This window comes from Mesorhizobium sp. U510 (assembly GCF_059180695.1).
Map to the genome: position 1 here is coordinate 4948053 of NZ_CP180532.1, position 15658 is coordinate 4963710.

General features: G+C 63.8%; 13 protein-coding genes. 4 read left to right on the forward strand and 9 right to left on the reverse strand.

All coding sequences use genetic code 11. The features are described from left to right. Nucleotides 1-35: 35 nt before the first annotated feature. The 6 genes from scpB to ACLGL5_RS25800 form a co-directional block, all read right to left on the reverse strand. Nucleotides 36-800: an SMC-Scp complex subunit ScpB gene (gene scpB / locus ACLGL5_RS25775; protein ID WP_019858563.1), complete on the reverse strand. Its 765-nt coding sequence runs from the start codon at nt 798-800 to the stop codon at nt 36-38. Further along, a complete protein-coding gene (locus ACLGL5_RS25780; RefSeq protein WP_494372957.1) occupies nt 797-1600 on the reverse strand; it encodes a segregation and condensation protein A in 804 nt (267 codons plus the stop codon). The genes scpB and ACLGL5_RS25780 overlap by 4 nt, the downstream gene beginning before the upstream one ends. Nucleotides 1601-1663: 63 nt before the next feature. After that, nucleotides 1664-2683: a beta-N-acetylhexosaminidase gene (gene nagZ / locus ACLGL5_RS25785; protein ID WP_019858565.1), complete on the reverse strand. Its 1020-nt coding sequence runs from the start codon at nt 2681-2683 to the stop codon at nt 1664-1666. A 151-nt stretch (nt 2684-2834) separates the two neighbouring features. Next, entirely contained in the window at nt 2835-6299 is a 3465-nt protein-coding gene (locus tag ACLGL5_RS25790) for an SPOR domain-containing protein (RefSeq protein WP_069092310.1), read from the reverse strand. Nucleotides 6300-6402: 103 nt separating this feature from the next. Further along, a complete protein-coding gene (argS, locus tag ACLGL5_RS25795; RefSeq protein ID WP_038647249.1) occupies nt 6403-8160 on the reverse strand; it encodes an arginine--tRNA ligase in 1758 nt (585 codons plus the stop codon). A gap of 61 nt (nt 8161-8221) precedes the next feature. Then, nucleotides 8222-9436 carry a deoxyguanosinetriphosphate triphosphohydrolase gene (locus ACLGL5_RS25800; protein WP_019858568.1) on the reverse strand — a complete coding sequence of 405 codons (1215 nt, stop codon included), beginning with the start codon at nt 9434-9436 and terminating at the stop codon, nt 8222-8224. A 76-nt stretch (nt 9437-9512) separates the two neighbouring features. Between ACLGL5_RS25800 and erpA the strand changes: the two genes are divergently transcribed. From erpA to ACLGL5_RS25820, 4 genes are all read left to right on the forward strand, one after another. Beyond that, nucleotides 9513-9860, forward strand: coding sequence for an iron-sulfur cluster insertion protein ErpA (gene erpA, locus ACLGL5_RS25805; protein WP_038647252.1), 348 nt, complete (start codon nt 9513-9515; stop codon nt 9858-9860). A 4-nt stretch (nt 9861-9864) separates the two neighbouring features. Beyond that, nucleotides 9865-10257: a VOC family protein gene (locus ACLGL5_RS25810; RefSeq protein WP_019858571.1), complete on the forward strand. Its 393-nt coding sequence runs from the start codon at nt 9865-9867 to the stop codon at nt 10255-10257. 7 nt (nt 10258-10264) lie between these two features. Continuing rightward, the gene (gene xth, locus ACLGL5_RS25815; RefSeq protein ID WP_019858572.1) at nt 10265-11059 is read left to right on the forward strand and encodes an exodeoxyribonuclease III; all 795 of its coding nucleotides are present in this window, start codon (nt 10265-10267) and stop codon (nt 11057-11059) included. Nucleotides 11060-11131: 72 nt separating this feature from the next. Further along, complete coding sequence (locus tag ACLGL5_RS25820; protein ID WP_038647255.1) at nt 11132-11449, forward strand: hypothetical protein; 318 nt, start codon at nt 11132-11134, stop codon at nt 11447-11449. 50 nt (nt 11450-11499) lie between these two features. Here ACLGL5_RS25820 and ACLGL5_RS25825 read toward each other — a convergent pair whose 3' ends face one another. From ACLGL5_RS25825 to ACLGL5_RS25835, 3 genes are all read right to left on the reverse strand, one after another. After that, the gene (locus ACLGL5_RS25825; RefSeq protein WP_019858575.1) at nt 11500-12330 is read right to left on the reverse strand and encodes a tetratricopeptide repeat protein; all 831 of its coding nucleotides are present in this window, start codon (nt 12328-12330) and stop codon (nt 11500-11502) included. Next, nucleotides 12317-14041, reverse strand: coding sequence for a dihydroxy-acid dehydratase (gene ilvD / locus ACLGL5_RS25830; protein WP_038647257.1), 1725 nt, complete (start codon nt 14039-14041; stop codon nt 12317-12319). The genes ACLGL5_RS25825 and ilvD overlap by 14 nt, the downstream gene beginning before the upstream one ends. Before the next feature lie 290 nt (nt 14042-14331). Beyond that, nucleotides 14332-15624 carry an OmpP1/FadL family transporter gene (locus ACLGL5_RS25835; protein WP_069092311.1) on the reverse strand — a complete coding sequence of 431 codons (1293 nt, stop codon included), beginning with the start codon at nt 15622-15624 and terminating at the stop codon, nt 14332-14334. Between the last annotated feature and the right edge of the window lie 34 nt (nt 15625-15658).

Consider the following 15658-nt stretch of genomic DNA (forward strand, 5'->3'; position numbering starts at 1 on the left):
CGACCTATCGGCGCGCTTGGACAGGGGCCGACAGGTCAATCTTCCGTGACGCGCGGCGTCAGCAGGCCGAGTTCCTCGAGATCGATATCGGTCAGCGGATCCTCGTCCTCGGTCAGCACATCGGGGTCGGCCGGCGGCTGCGGGATGGAGAAATTCGACGGCATGCGGCCCGAGAGCAGGCCCGCCCCCTTCAGTTCTTCCATGCCGGGAAGATCGCGGATTTCCTCGAGCGCGAAATGGTCGAGGAAGGTTTCGGTGGTGCCATAGGTGACGGGACGGCCAGGCGTCTTGCGGCGGCCGCGCATGCGCACCCATTCCGTCTCGAGCAGCGTGTCCAGCGTGCCCTTCGACGTCTCTACGCCGCGGATATCCTCGATCTCGGCGCGCGTCACCGGCTGGTGATAGGCGATGATCGCCAGCACTTCGAGCGCCGCACGCGACAGCTTGCGCTGCTGCACCGTGTCGCGGCTCATCAGGAAGGCGAGATCGCCGGCGGTGCGGAATGCCCACGCGTCGCCGACCCGCACCAGATTGACGCCGCGCCGGGCGTAGACCTGCTGCAGCTCGGCCATGGCAAGGGCGACGTTGATGCCGTCGGGCAAGCGCGCGGCAAGCTGCTTTTCGCTGACGGGTTCGGCACTGGCGAACACGATTGCCTCCGCCATACGCATGGCCTCCGCAATATGCAGGCGCTCGGCCGGGTTCTGCACCGGGTTCTCGGCCGAAGTCTGGTCGATCTCGCCTTCCAGTTCATCGTCCACCTTGAAGGGGATAACCGAAGCGTTGGCGCGTTCGCTCATAATGCCACCTCGACTGCCTTGATTGCCGGTGCGCGGTGATCGCGCAGATAGATCGGCGCGAACACCTCGTCCTGTCGCAGATCCATCTTGCGCTCGCGCACCAGTTCCAGTGTCGCCGCGAACGAGCTGGCGATCGCCGTGCGCCGCTCTTCCGGGCTGGTCATGTATTGGATGAGGAAGCTGTCCAGCGCCGTCCAGTCCCGCAGCGAGCCGATCAGCCGGGTCAGGATGTCGCGCGCGTCCTTGAGCGACCAAACGCCCCGCCTCGCGATCGTCACATTGGTGATCGCCTGCTTCTGCCGCTGCTGGGCATAGGCGGTCAGCAGATCGTAGAGCGACGCCGAATAGGCGTTGCGCTTCTCGATGATGACCATTTCGGGCATGCCGCGCGCGAACACGTCGCGGCCGAGCCGGTTGCGATTGACCAGGCGCGCCGCCGCGTCACGCATGGCTTCCAGCCGCTTCAATCGGAACTGCAGCACGGCCGCCAGTTCCTCGCCGCTCTCGCCCTCTTCGTCCGGCTGCTTGGGGATCAACAACTTCGACTTGAGGAAGGCGAGCCATGCCGCCATCACCAGATAGTCCGCCGCAAGTTCGAGCCGCAGCGCCCTCGCCGTCTCGACAAAGGCTAGATACTGCTCGACCAGTGCCAGGATCGAGATGCGCGCCAGGTCGACCTTCTGGGTGCGGGCAAGATGCAGCAGAAGATCGAGCGGGCCTTCGAAGCCGGCCACGTCGACGACCAACGACGGGTCGCCGGTGACGCGTGAATTGTCATTCTCGGCCCACAGGCGGTCCATCGGTGCGGCCTTCGCGGCCTTGCTTTCCAATGTTTCCGCCACTGCCTTTGTCACTTCCCTTGGTTAGGCCACCGCATCGAAATAGGTGGCGAATTCGGCCCGTATCTCGGTTTCCTCGGCCGCGTCGCGTTTCCTTATATAGGTCAGCGCCCGCTTTGCACGCTCCAGCGACTTGCCTTCAAGCCCCGTGGTGCGCGACGCAATGCCTGCCATCTCCTCGAAAACGCCGTTACAGTGAAGGACCAGATCGCAGCCCGCCGCAAGGATCGACGCCGCCTTTGTCGGGAAATCCCCAGAAAGTGCCTTCATCGAGGTGTCGTCGCTCATCAGGAGCCCGTCAAAGCCAATGTCGCGGCGGATGATCTCGTCGATGACCTTGCCGGATGTCGTCGCCGGGTTCTTGGGATCGATGGCGCTGTAGACCACATGCGCCGTCATCGCCATCGGCAGGTCGTTGAGCTCCCGGAACGGGGCAAAGTCATGCCGCTGCAAATCGCTGAGCGAGGCGTCGACAACAGGCAGCTCGAAATGCGTGTCGGCAAAGGCCCGTCCATGCCCCGGAATGTGTTTCATCACGGGCAGCACGCCGCCCGACATCAGGCCTTCGGCGGCGGCACGGCCGAGTTCGATGACCGCGCGCGGCTCCTTGCCATAGGCGCGCGCGCCGATGACGTCGCTGGCGCCTTCGATCGGCACGTCGAGCACCGGCAGGCAATCCGCGGTGATGCCGTAGCGCAGCAGGTCGAAGGCATGCAGGCGCGCCATCAGCCAGGCAGCGCGGGCACCGGCGTCATGATCGTCGCGCCACAGCGCGCCGAGCGCGCCGCCCGCCGGATAGTTCGGCGCCAGCGGCGGCCGCAGGCGTTGTACCCTGCCGCCTTCCTGGTCGATGAAAACCAGCGCGTCCGGGCGCCCGATACAATCGCGCATCTCGGCGACGAGATCGCGGATCTGTTCGGTCTCGCCGATGTTGCGGGCAAACAGGATGAAGGCCCATGGGCATTCATTGCGATAGAAATTGATTTCTTCGCGGGTGAGCGATTTCCCGGCACAGCCGAGGATCATGGATTTTGATTCGGTCATATCAGGAGTCTAGGGCTTCACGCGGCCAAAGGGAATCGTCTGGAAATACATGCGGTCCAACGCCGGAAATGCGTCCACATGAAAAAGCGCTGGGCGCATGAAAAAGCCGGCGCGACCTCGGGCCGCGCCGGCTTTGATGGGTTGAACGCTCCTAGCGCGAGACGAAGCAGTTGCCGCCGGCGGCCTTGTAGCTGGTGCACAAATTGATGGCATCGTTGCGTGACTGGGCCACGACGCGGACGCGGTAGAACGTGCCCTTGCCGGCAATCTCGGCCTTGACGATGTTGGCGGTGCGGCCGGCAAGCACGCTGCCATAGCGGCGCTGCAGGTCCTGGTAGGTCGACTGGGCGCTTTCCACCGTCGGCTGCGAAGCAACCTGCATCGACCACGAACCGCTACCGGTCGCCGTCGTTGCCGGGTCGATGGATGCGACCTGATCGGGCTTCACCTCGCCGACGACGTCGACGGGCTGGTCGGACGGACGCTGCGGCGCGATCGCAACCTTGGCCGGAGTATTGGCCGACTGCGCCTTGGCCGGTTTGGCCACCGGCTTGAGGGCCGGCTCGTCGCCCGACTGGGCCGCGGCGGGCGCCACGGTGCCGGTCTGGTCGGCATCGGCGGACGGCGCGACATGCTGCGGCGCCGGATCGCTCGGCTCAGCGGCCGCCACCTGCGGCGCGGCCGGCGCCGGATCCTCGCGCGGCACCAGCGAGCCGTCCGATTTGACCACCATCGTCCTCACCTTGCGCGGTGCGACGGCGACGACATCGGTGTTGTTGCCCTTGTCGGTATCCTGCAGCACCTGCGCGATGCGATCCTCTGACTTGGGCGCGGGCGCCGCATTGTCGGCCGGAGCAAGATTGCCAGCCGGCGCAGCACTGGCGGTCGGCGCAGCACTGGCGGTCGGCGCAGCATTGGCGGCCGGCGCGGCATTGGCGGTTGGCGCCGCATTGCCGTCATCGGCTCCGCCGACGGCAGCACCCTGCCCGGCAGAAAGATCGACGGCACGGTTCGGATCCTTGGCCTGCACATCCACGGGGACCTCCGTGTTGGTGACAAGCTTCTGCTGCACCGGCTCGGCCGGCTTCGCGCCCTTGACCACCGCGTCGTAGACCTTGTTGTCCTGGTTCGGCACCACGGTGCCGCCCGGATTTTCCGGCTTGACCTTGATCGGCGAATTGTCGGCCTTGACGATGACAGGCGCGTCGCTGCCGCCCTTGCCGCCGAAAGACAGCGCAAAGGCGCCAAGACCGCCTGCGACCGCCACGGCACCGACGATTGCCGCGATGAACAGGCCACGGCGGCCAGACGACCTGGCCGCTTCCCGCTCGCCGAGACCCGGAACGGACATTGCCTCGTCCAGTTCAGGATCATAGTCGAGCTCATCGACGGTGAAATCGTCCGCCTGCGAGACCGGCTGGCTGCCGGGCAGACTGTCGAGGTCGAAGCCGTCGGCGGCGTCTGCATAGCCTGTGTTCGCTGCAGCACGGGCGGGCATTTCCGCCGGCCGCGCCGCATAGGTCCGCGCTTCCGGCTGAAGGGCCGGTTTGACCCCGCCATAACCCGGTTTGACCCCGTCATAACCCGGTTTGGGTTCTTCATATGCCGGCGCCTGATAGGCCGATTTGAATCCGCCATCAAAGGATTCATCGGCATAGGCAGCGCTGCTTGCGGGCGCGGCTGGAGCTGGCGCGACCTCCACAGAATTCATTTCCGTCAGCAGGCTGGCGAACTCTGCGTCGAGATCGTCATAGCCTGATGCGGCCGGTTCATCTTCCTCGAAATGCAGTTCCGGGATGTCGAGATCGTCCGCCAGCGCCACGACGCGCTCCGGCACATCCACCGTTTCGACATCGGGCATCTCTTCTTCGTAGTGCGAGGACGGTCGCGGCTGCGGCGCGGATACGGGCGCCGCATAGGGCGCGGCCGCAACCGGCTCGGGCGCGCGATAGGGCGGCACCACAGCCGCCGCCGGGGCCATTTCAGGCGCGGTCGTCCTTGCCGTCATGGAAGCGGCCGGCTGCGCGGCGAATGCAGGCTGCTGGGGAACCGGTGTCACACGGCTCCACGAACGGGTCGGCTCGGTCGGCGCGGAGCGATCGGCCAGCCAATCGACGGAATCGGCCTGATCCTGCCGCCAAGCTGCCTCGTCGCGCGGATCGAGATTCTCGGCCAGGGCCGCGTCGAACGCATCATCGTCGAAATCGATGTCGCCATGATCGGCAGCGTCCGCGCCCAGCTCGTGACCCTGAAGCTCATCGACCAGCGGATCGTCGAGATCGGCATCGGCGGCGTGAGCCGCGCTGGAGGCATGCGTATCCTCGGTCGCATGTTCGTCGAGATCCCAGTCGAGATCGGCAGGCTCCTCGGCGGCCTTTGCCGGCGCGGGAACATACGACCGAACGGGAGCAGCGGCCGGCTGAGCCGCAACGGGTTGAGCGGCGACGGGCTCGGGCTCCTTGACCGACGGCAGCGTGCGCGCCGTCATGGCGCCCAGAAGCGCGTTCAACTCGTCTTCGAGGCTACGTTCGTCCGCCACGGGGGCCGGTGCCGGCTCAGCCATGATGGTTGCCGGAGCTGCCGGAGCTACCGGCTGGACCGCGGCAGCGGCAACCTCGGCGACCGGCTCTTCGGCAGGCTCGGCGAACGCGTTGTCCATGTTCCGATCGAAATCATCTTCCGAAACGGCTTCGGAGCCCGAGAACTCGTCCCTCGCATCCAAGGCATAAGAGGGCACTTCGAGCGCTTCCGCCGCGTCAAAGGCCACGGGCTCGTCCGCCTGGACGTCAAAATCCGTGTCGACATCCGCCATGGCGTCGTCGAAATGCCCCTCGAAATCCTCGTCGGCAATCGCCGGAGCTTCATTCGCGACGGCCAGCACCGGCTCCGGATAGTCGACCGCGGCCGCAGCCGCATGGGGCTGATCCGCCGAATGGTCGTCAAGCATCAGCTCGTCTTCGAGCGAAATCGCCACCGCGTCGTCGAATTCGTGCGCGCCGGCCGGCTCGACAGCCACCGGCATTTCCGCAACCGCATGCTGGGGCTCGACGGCTTCGTCCTCGATCTCAGCGGCATGGTCCTCGACGTGGAAATCCTGGTCAAGCGACGCGGCAAGCTCGTCTTCCATCGGCAGGTCGTCCTCGAAGGGCGAAACGTCTTCGAGCGAACTGGCAACGGCATTGTCGAAATCGGCGTCGAAGGCAGGCTCGACGGACGGCGCGGCTTCGGCATCGCCGGGGTGGGCATGGCTGGCGACGGGCCCATGCTCGTCGGCACCCGTGAGGTCCAGATGGAAATCGTCGTCGAGCGACAGCGCAAGTTCGTCGTCGGCCGCGTGTGTGGGGGCCGTTTCGAATGCCGGCTCATGAGCCTCGACAACCGGAGCGGCGACGCTGTCGCCAGCGTCGAACTCGCCCATCAATTCCTTTTCGAGGTCGATGTCGAAATCGTCCTCTTGCACGGGCTGACTGGCGGCAGCGGCCTGCGGCTCGACCCGCGCCTGCTGCTTGACTGGCTGGCGTGGGTCGAATCCCATGATCCTGGTCAGTTCCGCGAACGGATCATCGTCAGCGATGTCGTTGTTGTCGGCTACTCTCAGCTGGGTTCTGTCTGCCATTATTGTTCCCGAACTCGCACTCATTCGGACGCCATGGACGTCGCGCAGGGTTGGCCCTTACCAGCGCAATGTGGGCAAAAGGTGACAGGTTTTTTAGTCAAACCTAACGCATTTCGGTGGGCGCAGCGGCTCCGATCAACGTCAGGCCGGACGTCAGAACGTCCGAAACAGCCTGCACCAGCCCTAGTCTGGCATGCGTCAATTGTCGGTCGTTAACCTTAACAAAACGTAAGTCCGGATTATCCGTACCCCGGTTCCAGTGTCCGTGGAAACTGGAAGCCAGATCATAAAGGTAAAATGCCAGCCTATGCGGCTCCAGCGCAAGAGCCGCGGATTCGATCAGGCGTGGATATTCGGCGAGCTTGCGGATCAGGCCGATCTCGCCCTCGTCGGTCAGCGAAGCCGCCGCGGCAGCCAGGCTTTTGCGATCGAAATTCGCCTCGCCCAGTTGCTCGCTTGCCTGCCGGAACACCGAATGGCAGCGCGCCGAAGCGTACTGCACGTAAAACACCGGATTGTCCTTGGACTGTTCGGTGACTTTGGCGAAATCGAAATCCAGCGGCGCGTCATTCTTGCGGAACAGCATCATGAACCGCACCGCGTCACGGCCCACCTCTTCAATGACTTCCCGCGCCGTGACGAAATTCCCAGCCCTTTTTCCCATTCGCACCGGCTCGCCGTCGCGAAACAGCTTGACCAGATTGCAAAGCAGGACCGTGAGCTTCACCTTGTCGCCGGTAATCGCCCGCGCCAAGGCCTCCAGCCGCTTGACGTAGCCGCCATGGTCGGCGCCAAGCACGTAGATCAGGTCGACGAAGCCGCGATCGACCTTGTCCTTCAGATACGCCACGTCGGCGGCGAAATAGGTGAACGACCCGTCCGACTTGACCAGCGCCCGGTCCATGTCGTCGCCGACCGCCGTCGAGCGGAACAGCGTCTGCTCGCGATCTTCCCAATCGTCCGGCTTCTCGCCTTTGGGCGGCGGCAGCTTGCCCTTGTAGATATGTCCCTTCAGCGTCAGGTCGTTGATCGCCGAACGGATCTTCCTGGCATTGTCAGCGTGCAGCGTGCGTTCGGAGAAGAACACGTCGTGATGCACGTTGAGCAGCGCCAGGTCATCGCGGATCATCGCCATCATCGCGTCGATCGCGCGGTCCTTGACGATGGCGAGCGCCTCATCCTCCGGCATCTGGAGCAGGCCGCGGCCGAACTCTCTCGCCAGCGCCTGGCCGAGAGGAACCAGATAATCGCCGGGATAAAGGCCGGGCGGAATCTCGCCGATGTCGTCGCCGAGCGCCTCACGGTACCGCAGGATGACCGACCGGCCGAGCACGTCGATCTGTCCGCCGGCATCGTTGATGACATATTCCTTGGTCACGTCGTAACCGGCGAACGCCATCAGATTGGCCAGCGCATCGCCGACAACCGCGCCCCGGCAATGGCCGACATGCATCGGCCCAGTCGGGTTGGCCGAGACATATTCGACATTGGTTTTCCGGCCGGCGCCGATCGTCGAGCGGCCGTAATTGCGCCCCTCGCCCAGAAGCGCCGACAGATGCGCCTGCCAGAAGCCGTCCTTGAGCCGCAGATTGACAAAGCCGGGGCCGGCAACCTCGGCGGCGGCGACATCCTTGTCATCGCGCAACGCCAACGCCAGCCTTTCAGCCAGAGCGCGCGGGTTCTGGCCGGTGGGCTTGGCCAGCACCATCGCCGCATTGGTCGCGAGATCGCCATGGCTGGCGTCGCGCGGCGGTTCGACGGCAATGCGCGACAGGTCGGGCGAAACGCCGTCCTTGTCTTTCAGATCAAGCGCTTCGACAGCCTTTGTGACTCGCGCGGTGAAATCGGCGAAGATGTTCATGGGTACTGCTCTGGCGGTTTTAGGCGAATCCGGCTCGCTGGCCGGCAAAATCGCGCTCGCCCTAGCTCAAATCCGGGGTGCGGTCAAACAAACGCCTGTGTTCCTTGAGCGCATAGGTGTCGGTCATCCCTGCCAGGAAATCGGCGACGCTGCGCGCCTTGATGCGATCCTCGGCCCGGTCCAGCCCCTCGCGCCAGCCGTCCGGCATGGCGCGCGGGTCGGCGAAATAGACGTCGAACAGATCCCTGACGATCTGCTCGGCACCGGCGCGCACCCGCATCACCTCCTCGTGCCGGTAGAGGTGCTTGTAGAGAAACGCCTTCAGTTCCTTCTCGGCCGCGGCCATCCCAGCGGAAAAGCTCACCATCGTCTCGCCCGCCGCCCTCACCGCGTCGGCGCTGCGCGGCCCGACGCGTTCCAGATTTGCCGTCGCGGCAACGATGACATCCTCGACCATGGCGGTGATCTGCCGCCGCATCAGTTCGTGACCGGTGCGCACGTCATCGAGCCTGGGATAGCGTTGGCGCACGCCCTCGAGGATCTTCCCCGGCAGTGAGACGGTTTTCAGCATGTCCAGTGTCAGCAGCCCTGCCCGTAGCCCGTCATCGATGTCATGCGTGTTGTAGGCGATGTCGTCGGCGATCGCCGCGCACTGCGCCTCGATGCCGGCGAACCGGTCGAGTTCGAGATCCTGCAGCTGCGAATAATCGCGGATCGCTTGCGGCACCGGCCCTTTCAGGCTTTTGCCAGTGCTGTCCATCAGCGGGCCATTGTGCTTGACTAGGCCCTCCAGCGTCTCCCAGGTCAGGTTCAGCCCGTCGAATTCGGCGTAGCGCGCCTCCAGCCTCGTCACGATGCGCAGCGACTGGGCGTTGTGATCAAAACCGCCCCAGGCCGCCATCTTGTCGTTCAGCGCGTCCTCGCCCGTATGACCGAAGGGCGTGTGGCCGAAATCATGCACCAGCGCCACCGCCTCGGCGAGATCCTCGTCGCCGCGCAGTGCCCGCGCCAGCGCACGCGCGATCTGCGCCACTTCGATCGAATGGGTCAGCCTTGTGCGGTAATGGTCGCCTTCATGGGCGATGAAGACTTGCGTCTTGTGCTTGAGCCGCCGGAACGCCGTGGAGTGGATGATGCGGTCGCGGTCGCGCTGGAACGGCGTGCGGGTCGGGCTCTCGACCTCGTCGAACAGCCGTCCGCGCGACTTCGCCGGATCTGTGGCATAGGCCGCGCGCGGCCGATAACCGAACCCGATGTCGCCCAACTCATTGGTCATGGCTGATGCTGCCGCAGTTGACTTGGCCCCTCGCGCTTCATACCTATCATCTGAAACCGAAAGCAAGGTGACGCCCATGGGCGCTGATGCCAAGACCGCGATGAAAGTCGACATGACCGAGGCCGCCGCCAGGCGGATCGCCAAGATTGTCTCTGGCGAGGCCGGCAAGACGGCGTTGCGCGTTTCCGTCGAAGGCGGCGGCTGCTCCGGATTTTCCTACAAATTCGATCTGGTCGACACGCGCAACGACGACGATGTCGCCGTCGAGAAGGACGGCGCGACCGTGCTGATCGACGATTTGTCGCTGGTCTATATGGGCGGCTCGGTGATCGATTTCGTCGACGATCTGATGGGCCAGTCCTTCCAGATCCGCAATCCGAACGCTGTCGCCTCCTGCGGCTGCGGCACGAGCTTCTCCGTCTAACGGCATGCCTGCCATCGGCGCGGTCCGTCAGGTCGCGCTGTCAGCCGGACGCGATCTTGATTCGACGCTGGCCTTCTGGCGTGACGTGCTCGGCATGGGCGTTCATGCCCGCTACGATCCGCCGGGCATTGCCTTCATCATGGCCGGCAATGTGAGGCTGCTGTTCACCGACGGCGTTCCGGCCGGCATAGTCTATCTCGACATTAGGGGCCTCGAAGCCTTCCACGCCAAGGCGAAAGCCGCGGGCGTCCCCTTCACCGCGCCACCGGCGCTCGTGCATCGCGATACCGAAGGCACCTTCGGACCGCCGGGGGAAAGCGAGTGGATGGCCTTCCTAAAGGACCCGGCAGGCAATACGATCGGCCTGGTCGAACGCCACCCGTCGCAGGAAGAATAAGGCCGCCATGAAAATCGTCACCTGGAACATCAACGGCGTTCGCGCCCGCATCGGCAATCTCACTCATTGGCTGACCGAGAGCGCGCCCGACATCGTCTGCTTGCAGGAGATCAAGACGGTCGACGAGCAGTTCCCGCGCGCCGAGATCGAGGCGCTTGGCTACAACGTCGAAACCCATGGCCAGAAAGGTTTCAACGGCGTGGCGCTGCTATCGAAACTGCGCTTTGACGAGGTCACCAGAGGCCTGCCGGGCGACGAGGCCGACGAACAGGCGCGCTTCATCGAAGGTGTGTTCTCGACCGACAAGGGCGCGTTGCGCGTCGCCTCGCTCTATCTGCCGAACGGCAATCCGATCGATGACGACAAAAAATTCCCCTACAAGCTGAACTGGATGGAGCGGCTGGAGCGCTGGGCCGAAGAGCGGCTGAGGCTGGAAGAGGCGCTTGTGCTGGCCGGCGACTACAACGTCATTCCCGAGCCGATCGACGCGCGCTTTCCGGAAAACTGGCTGGGCGACGCGCTGTTCCAGCCGCAGACGCGGCAGGCCTTCCGCCGGCTGCTCAATCTCGGTTTCACCGAAGCGGTGCGCGCGGTCACCGATGCACCCGACACCTACACCTTCTGGGACTATCAGGCCGGCGCCTGGCAGAAGAACAACGGCATCCGCATCGACCATCTGCTGCTGTCGCCGGAAGCCGCCAACCGCTTCTCGTCGGCCTCGATCGAAAAGCATGTGCGCGCCTGGGAAAAACCGTCCGATCACGTGCCGGTGGCGATCGATCTCGCCCTGCAGCCGGCCTGACCGGGGTCCTTCTGCCGTCGATTTGTCTGGACGTTGTATCGCCACAAATCTGGCGCATGATGGACAATCATCATGGCGGCTGGGGTTCCCATGACCATTCGATTTGTTGCTTGTCCGATCGGCTTGGCATTTGCCACGGCCGCCATGGTGCCTGCTTTCGCCGCCCCGGAATGTCTTGCCAATGGAAAGTCCTATCCGGTCGGCCAGGTCGCCTGCCTGACGGTTGCCGACCAGAGCCATCTGGCGCGCTGCGAGATGGTGCTCAACAACACATCCTGGACGAAGATCGGCGACAGCTGCCCCGGAAACACGATGGCGCCGCACCTGCACGTAACGCCGATCTCGACGCCCGCGCCCAGCATGGTGCCGACGGAGCCAACCGAGAATTGATTTTCTGACGGACTGATCTCCCCCCTGTTGGAGGAGAACGGCAGACGACCTTATTGGTCTGCGTTGGTGGTGCCCTTGGTCAGGATGTCATCGGCCAGCGAAATCGCCGTGCGCCGGTCGGCCTCGCCGGCGGCAGCAAAAGCCTCTTCCTGCATGCCACGGATCCAGGGCTGATCGGCAGGGGACGCGCGCTCGAGTGCGGCGGTCATCATCGCCAGGCCGCGAACGATCTTGCCGCTCTGGAACAAGAGATGGCCAAGCGTCGCCTGCGCGCCGGCATGGCCCTTTTCGGCGGCGAGCTGGAACCAGCGCCCGGCCTGCTTGACGCTGGCCTTCACGCCGCCCTCGCCCTTCAGGAACATCTGCCCCATCTCGAACTGGGCGTTCGGGTTGCGGTAGTTGGCGGCGGCGCGCATGTAATATTCCTGTGCCGCCACCTCGTTCTCGGTGACCGGGCTGCCCGGAATGCCCTTGCGCAGATAATCGCCGAGCGCCACCAGCGCGTCGGAGACGTAGCTCTCTTCCGGCGAACCGGGCTCGACATCCTGGTCGACGATCTCGGAGAAGAACTTGAACGCCTCATAGTCGTCGCGCGCCACGCCGTCGCCCTCTGCATACATGCGGGCAAGTTTCCAGGTGGCGCCGATCTGGCCGTTTTCGGCGGCGTATTTATAGGCTTCGGCGGCCTGTTCCTTGTGGCCGTTCTTGTAGGCGGAGAAGCCGAACTGGAACACCGCCCAGGGGCTGGACTGCGGCTTCACGCCGGTCTTGTCGTCGAACACCTTGTCGTCAAAGGCCACAGCCTGGCCCACGGCGCCAAAGATCGCCGCAGCGACCAGTGCCGGAAGGACAGATGACCTCAACAACTCAGATATCCGCATAGCAGTGTGTTTCTTTCGCACCGCCCGGATGGGTGACCGCGCCATCTCTGGCCGACCCGACCGTCTGTGCGTATTTCCATATCGCGCCCGACTGGTAGTCAGTCGTGCGTGCCTTCCATGTCTTGGCCCGCGCCGCCAGTTCGCTATCCGACAGCGCCACTTCGATCGTGCCGTTCACGGCGTCGATCGAAATCACGTCACCATCCCGGATCAGGCCGATCGGGCCGCCCACCGCCGCTTCCGGTCCGACATGACCGATGCAGAAGCCGCGCGTCGCGCCCGAGAAGCGGCCGTCGGTGATCAGCGCCACCTTGCCGCCCATGCCCTGGCCGTAGAGCGCTGCCGTCGTCGACAGCATCTCGCGCATGCCGGGACCGCCGCGCGGCCCTTCGTAGCGAATGACCAGAACCTCGCCTTCCCTGTAGTTGCGATGCGTCACCGCCTCGAAACATTCCTCTTCCGAATCGAAGCAGCGCGCCGGGCCGGAGAATTTCAACTCCGCCATGCCCGCGACCTTCACGATCGCGCCTTCGGGGGCAAGGTTTCCCTTCAAGCCAACGACGCCGCCGGTTTGGGTAATTGGTCTGTTGGCCGGGCGGACCACATCCTGGTGTTCATTCCAGGCAACGTGCTCCATGTTTTCGGCCAAAGTGCGGCCAGTGACCGTCAGGCAATCGCCGTGCAGATAGCCGTGGTCGAGCAACGTCTTCATCAACAGCGGAATGCCGCCGGCCTCGAACATGTCCTTGGCGACATATTTGCCGCCAGGCTTGAGGTCGGCAATGTAGGGCGTCTTCTCGAAAATCTTCGCGACATCGAAGAGATCGAATTTGATGCCTGCCTCATGTGCGATCGCCGGCAGATGCAGGGCAGCATTGGTCGAGCCGCCGGTGGCGGAAACCACGGTCGCCGCGTTCTCCAGCGCCTTCAGCGTGACGATGTCGCGCGGCCGGATGTTTTTGGCAATCAGCTCCATGATCTTTTCGCCGGAGGCGAAATTGAAGCGGTCGCGCATTTCGTAAGGCGCCGGCGCGCCGCAGGAATATGGCAGCGCCAGGCCGATCGCCTCGGCGACGGTCGCCATGGTGTTGGCGGTGAACTGGGCGCCGCAGGAACCGGCCGACGGACAGGCGGCCTGCTCGATCTCGAGCAGTTCGGCATCGCCGATCGTGCCGACCGAATGCTGGCCGACCGCCTCGAACACATCCTGCACGGTGATCTGGCGGCCGCGATAGCTGCCGGGCAGGATCGAACCGCCATAGATGAAGATCGACGGCACGTTGAGCCGCACCATGGCCATCATCATGCCGGGCAGCGACTTGTCGCAGCCGGCGAGGCCGACCAGCGCATCGTAGCAATGGCCGCGCATGGTGAGTTCGACCGAATCGGCGATGACCTCGCGCGACACCAGCGACGACTTCATGCCCTGGTGGCCCATGGCAATGCCGTCGGTGACGGTGATGGTGCAGAATTCGCGCGGCGTTCCATTGGCGGCGGCGACGCCCTTCTTGACCACTTGCGCCTGGCGCATCAACGAGATGTTGCAGGGGGCGGCTTCGTTCCAGCAGGAGGCAACGCCGACCAGCGGCTGCGCGATCTCGGCGGCGGAAAGCCCCATGGCATAGAGATAGGACCGGTGCGGCGCACGCGCCGGACCGACAGTCACATAGCGGCTAGGGAGCTTAGCCTTTGAAATGACCTTGGCGTCCATTCTCATCCTTGCCGCGGGCGGTGCGGCCTGCCCCATCGCCGAGCCTTTTGGCGCGTGTCCCGAGACAAGTTCGAGGTGCGCCGGGTTTATGGCGGGAAATAGGCAATCTCCCCGGCCTGACTTCTAGCGCAGGGGTTGTTCAGAAAGTGTTGCCAAAACGTCACAATCGCACGAGGCGGTCCCGGTGCGGCTTATATGCAACGCAGCTTGGATACCGGAATCACCGACGATGCCGGCCCAGACGAAAAAGGCCGGGCAATGCCCGGCCTTTTAAAAGGATTTTCAATATCTTAGAACTTGATCTTGAGACCCCCGGAAATCGCCGTGACCAGATCGTTGCCGAAGTCATAGCTGACGTCGGTGCCGGCCGGATAACCGTTCTCATCCGTGAGCACCCCGGAATGGCCGCTGGTCAGCACACCTATCGCGCCTGCCAGGCGAAGTTCGATGTTCGGTCGCGGCGTGTAGGCCACCCCGCCGCCCAACGTCCAGGTATCGCTCTGATCACCGTAACCATGCGACGTACCCCGGTCCCATGAAATCTGCACGGCGCCGCTCCATTGCTCATTGAACTGATGACCAATGCCGCCGGTGACCGTCCAGCCATCACGGTACATCAAGTCGAGCGAGGTTAGCCTGACAGGGCTGGGGGAAACTGACGTACAGGGTGCGATACCTTTGCTTGCCGTTGAGCAGATCGGAATACTTTGCAGCACGCTCCAATTGACCCACTTGATCGAACCGAAAGCGAGCCAGCCAGGAGCGATGCCTGATTGAAGCTTTAATTCCACGGAATCCGGCATCTTCGCCGAACCGTAAATGTCTGTCACAGCCGAAGAACCAGGAGGCAGGAAAGCCGCGATCGGAGCCAAGGATGTGGTATCGAGCGTGCCCGAAATGTTGTCGAGTTTGACCTGCGAATTGTAAACGAGACTGGCACGCAAAGCGATGTCGGGAATTTCGTAGGCGATACCGGCTCGCCATCCCCAGCCGTCTGCCTTCAGATCGACACGACCGACGAAATTGGCGGGGACAGGGAAGACGCCTGACAGGTCAGGAACACCGCCAATATAGCTTGTCTTGAAGCCGTAGACTTCTTGATAGAACGCGCCGCCGATGAAGCGAAGCTGGCCCTTGCCGACATCCATCTTGTAAGAGCAGGTGCCAGCGTAATTGTTGCTCTTGATGTTGGTTTCGATGTTGGAATACGAGCCGTTCCAAATACCCGGGCTCGAACTCGCCCCCCATGGCTGCGAGTAATCAAGCAGGCAGTCCACGCCGTGGCCGAGTGACGCCTTTACGCCAAAGTAAGGCACCCAATAGTCGCCCGTGTTGCGCGTCGAGCTATTGCCGCTAAGCGGGGCCGGGTTTCCCGACGTGTCGACCGCGTTCTTTAGTTTGCGGTGTGGTGAAACATAGGTCGCGTCAGTGTTCACGGTAAACGGCGCCGGATCGAACAGCAGATCGATGTCGTAGCCACCTCGTTCAATGCCGCCGGCATGCGCCCCGTTTATCGTCGTGCCGATCAAAGCAAGCGAAAAGCACCCCGCCCCCAGCAGTGCTTTCAGATGCAGATTGTACATGAATCGCCTCCCCCGAATTCGAGCACGACCTCAA

Coding starts and splice junctions, on each gene's coding strand:
- scpB (WP_019858563.1), bottom strand. CDS start 800: ATGAGCGAACGCGCCAACGCTTCGGTTATCCCCTTCAAGGTGGACGAT.
- ACLGL5_RS25780 (WP_494372957.1), bottom strand. CDS start 1,600: ATGGACCGCCTGTGGGCCGAGAATGACAATTCACGCGTCACCGGCGAC.
- nagZ (WP_019858565.1), bottom strand. CDS start 2,683: ATGACCGAATCAAAATCCATGATCCTCGGCTGTGCCGGGAAATCGCTC.
- ACLGL5_RS25790 (WP_069092310.1), bottom strand. CDS start 6,299: ATGGCAGACAGAACCCAGCTGAGAGTAGCCGACAACAACGACATCGCT.
- argS (WP_038647249.1), bottom strand. CDS start 8,160: ATGAACATCTTCGCCGATTTCACCGCGCGAGTCACAAAGGCTGTCGAA.
- ACLGL5_RS25800 (WP_019858568.1), bottom strand. CDS start 9,436: ATGACCAATGAGTTGGGCGACATCGGGTTCGGTTATCGGCCGCGCGCG.
- erpA (WP_038647252.1), top strand. CDS start 9,513: ATGGGCGCTGATGCCAAGACCGCGATGAAAGTCGACATGACCGAGGCC.
- ACLGL5_RS25810 (WP_019858571.1), top strand. CDS start 9,865: ATGCCTGCCATCGGCGCGGTCCGTCAGGTCGCGCTGTCAGCCGGACGC.
- xth (WP_019858572.1), top strand. CDS start 10,265: ATGAAAATCGTCACCTGGAACATCAACGGCGTTCGCGCCCGCATCGGC.
- ACLGL5_RS25820 (WP_038647255.1), top strand. CDS start 11,132: ATGGCGGCTGGGGTTCCCATGACCATTCGATTTGTTGCTTGTCCGATC.
- ACLGL5_RS25825 (WP_019858575.1), bottom strand. CDS start 12,330: ATGCGGATATCTGAGTTGTTGAGGTCATCTGTCCTTCCGGCACTGGTC.
- ilvD (WP_038647257.1), bottom strand. CDS start 14,041: ATGGACGCCAAGGTCATTTCAAAGGCTAAGCTCCCTAGCCGCTATGTG.
- ACLGL5_RS25835 (WP_069092311.1), bottom strand. CDS start 15,624: ATGTACAATCTGCATCTGAAAGCACTGCTGGGGGCGGGGTGCTTTTCG.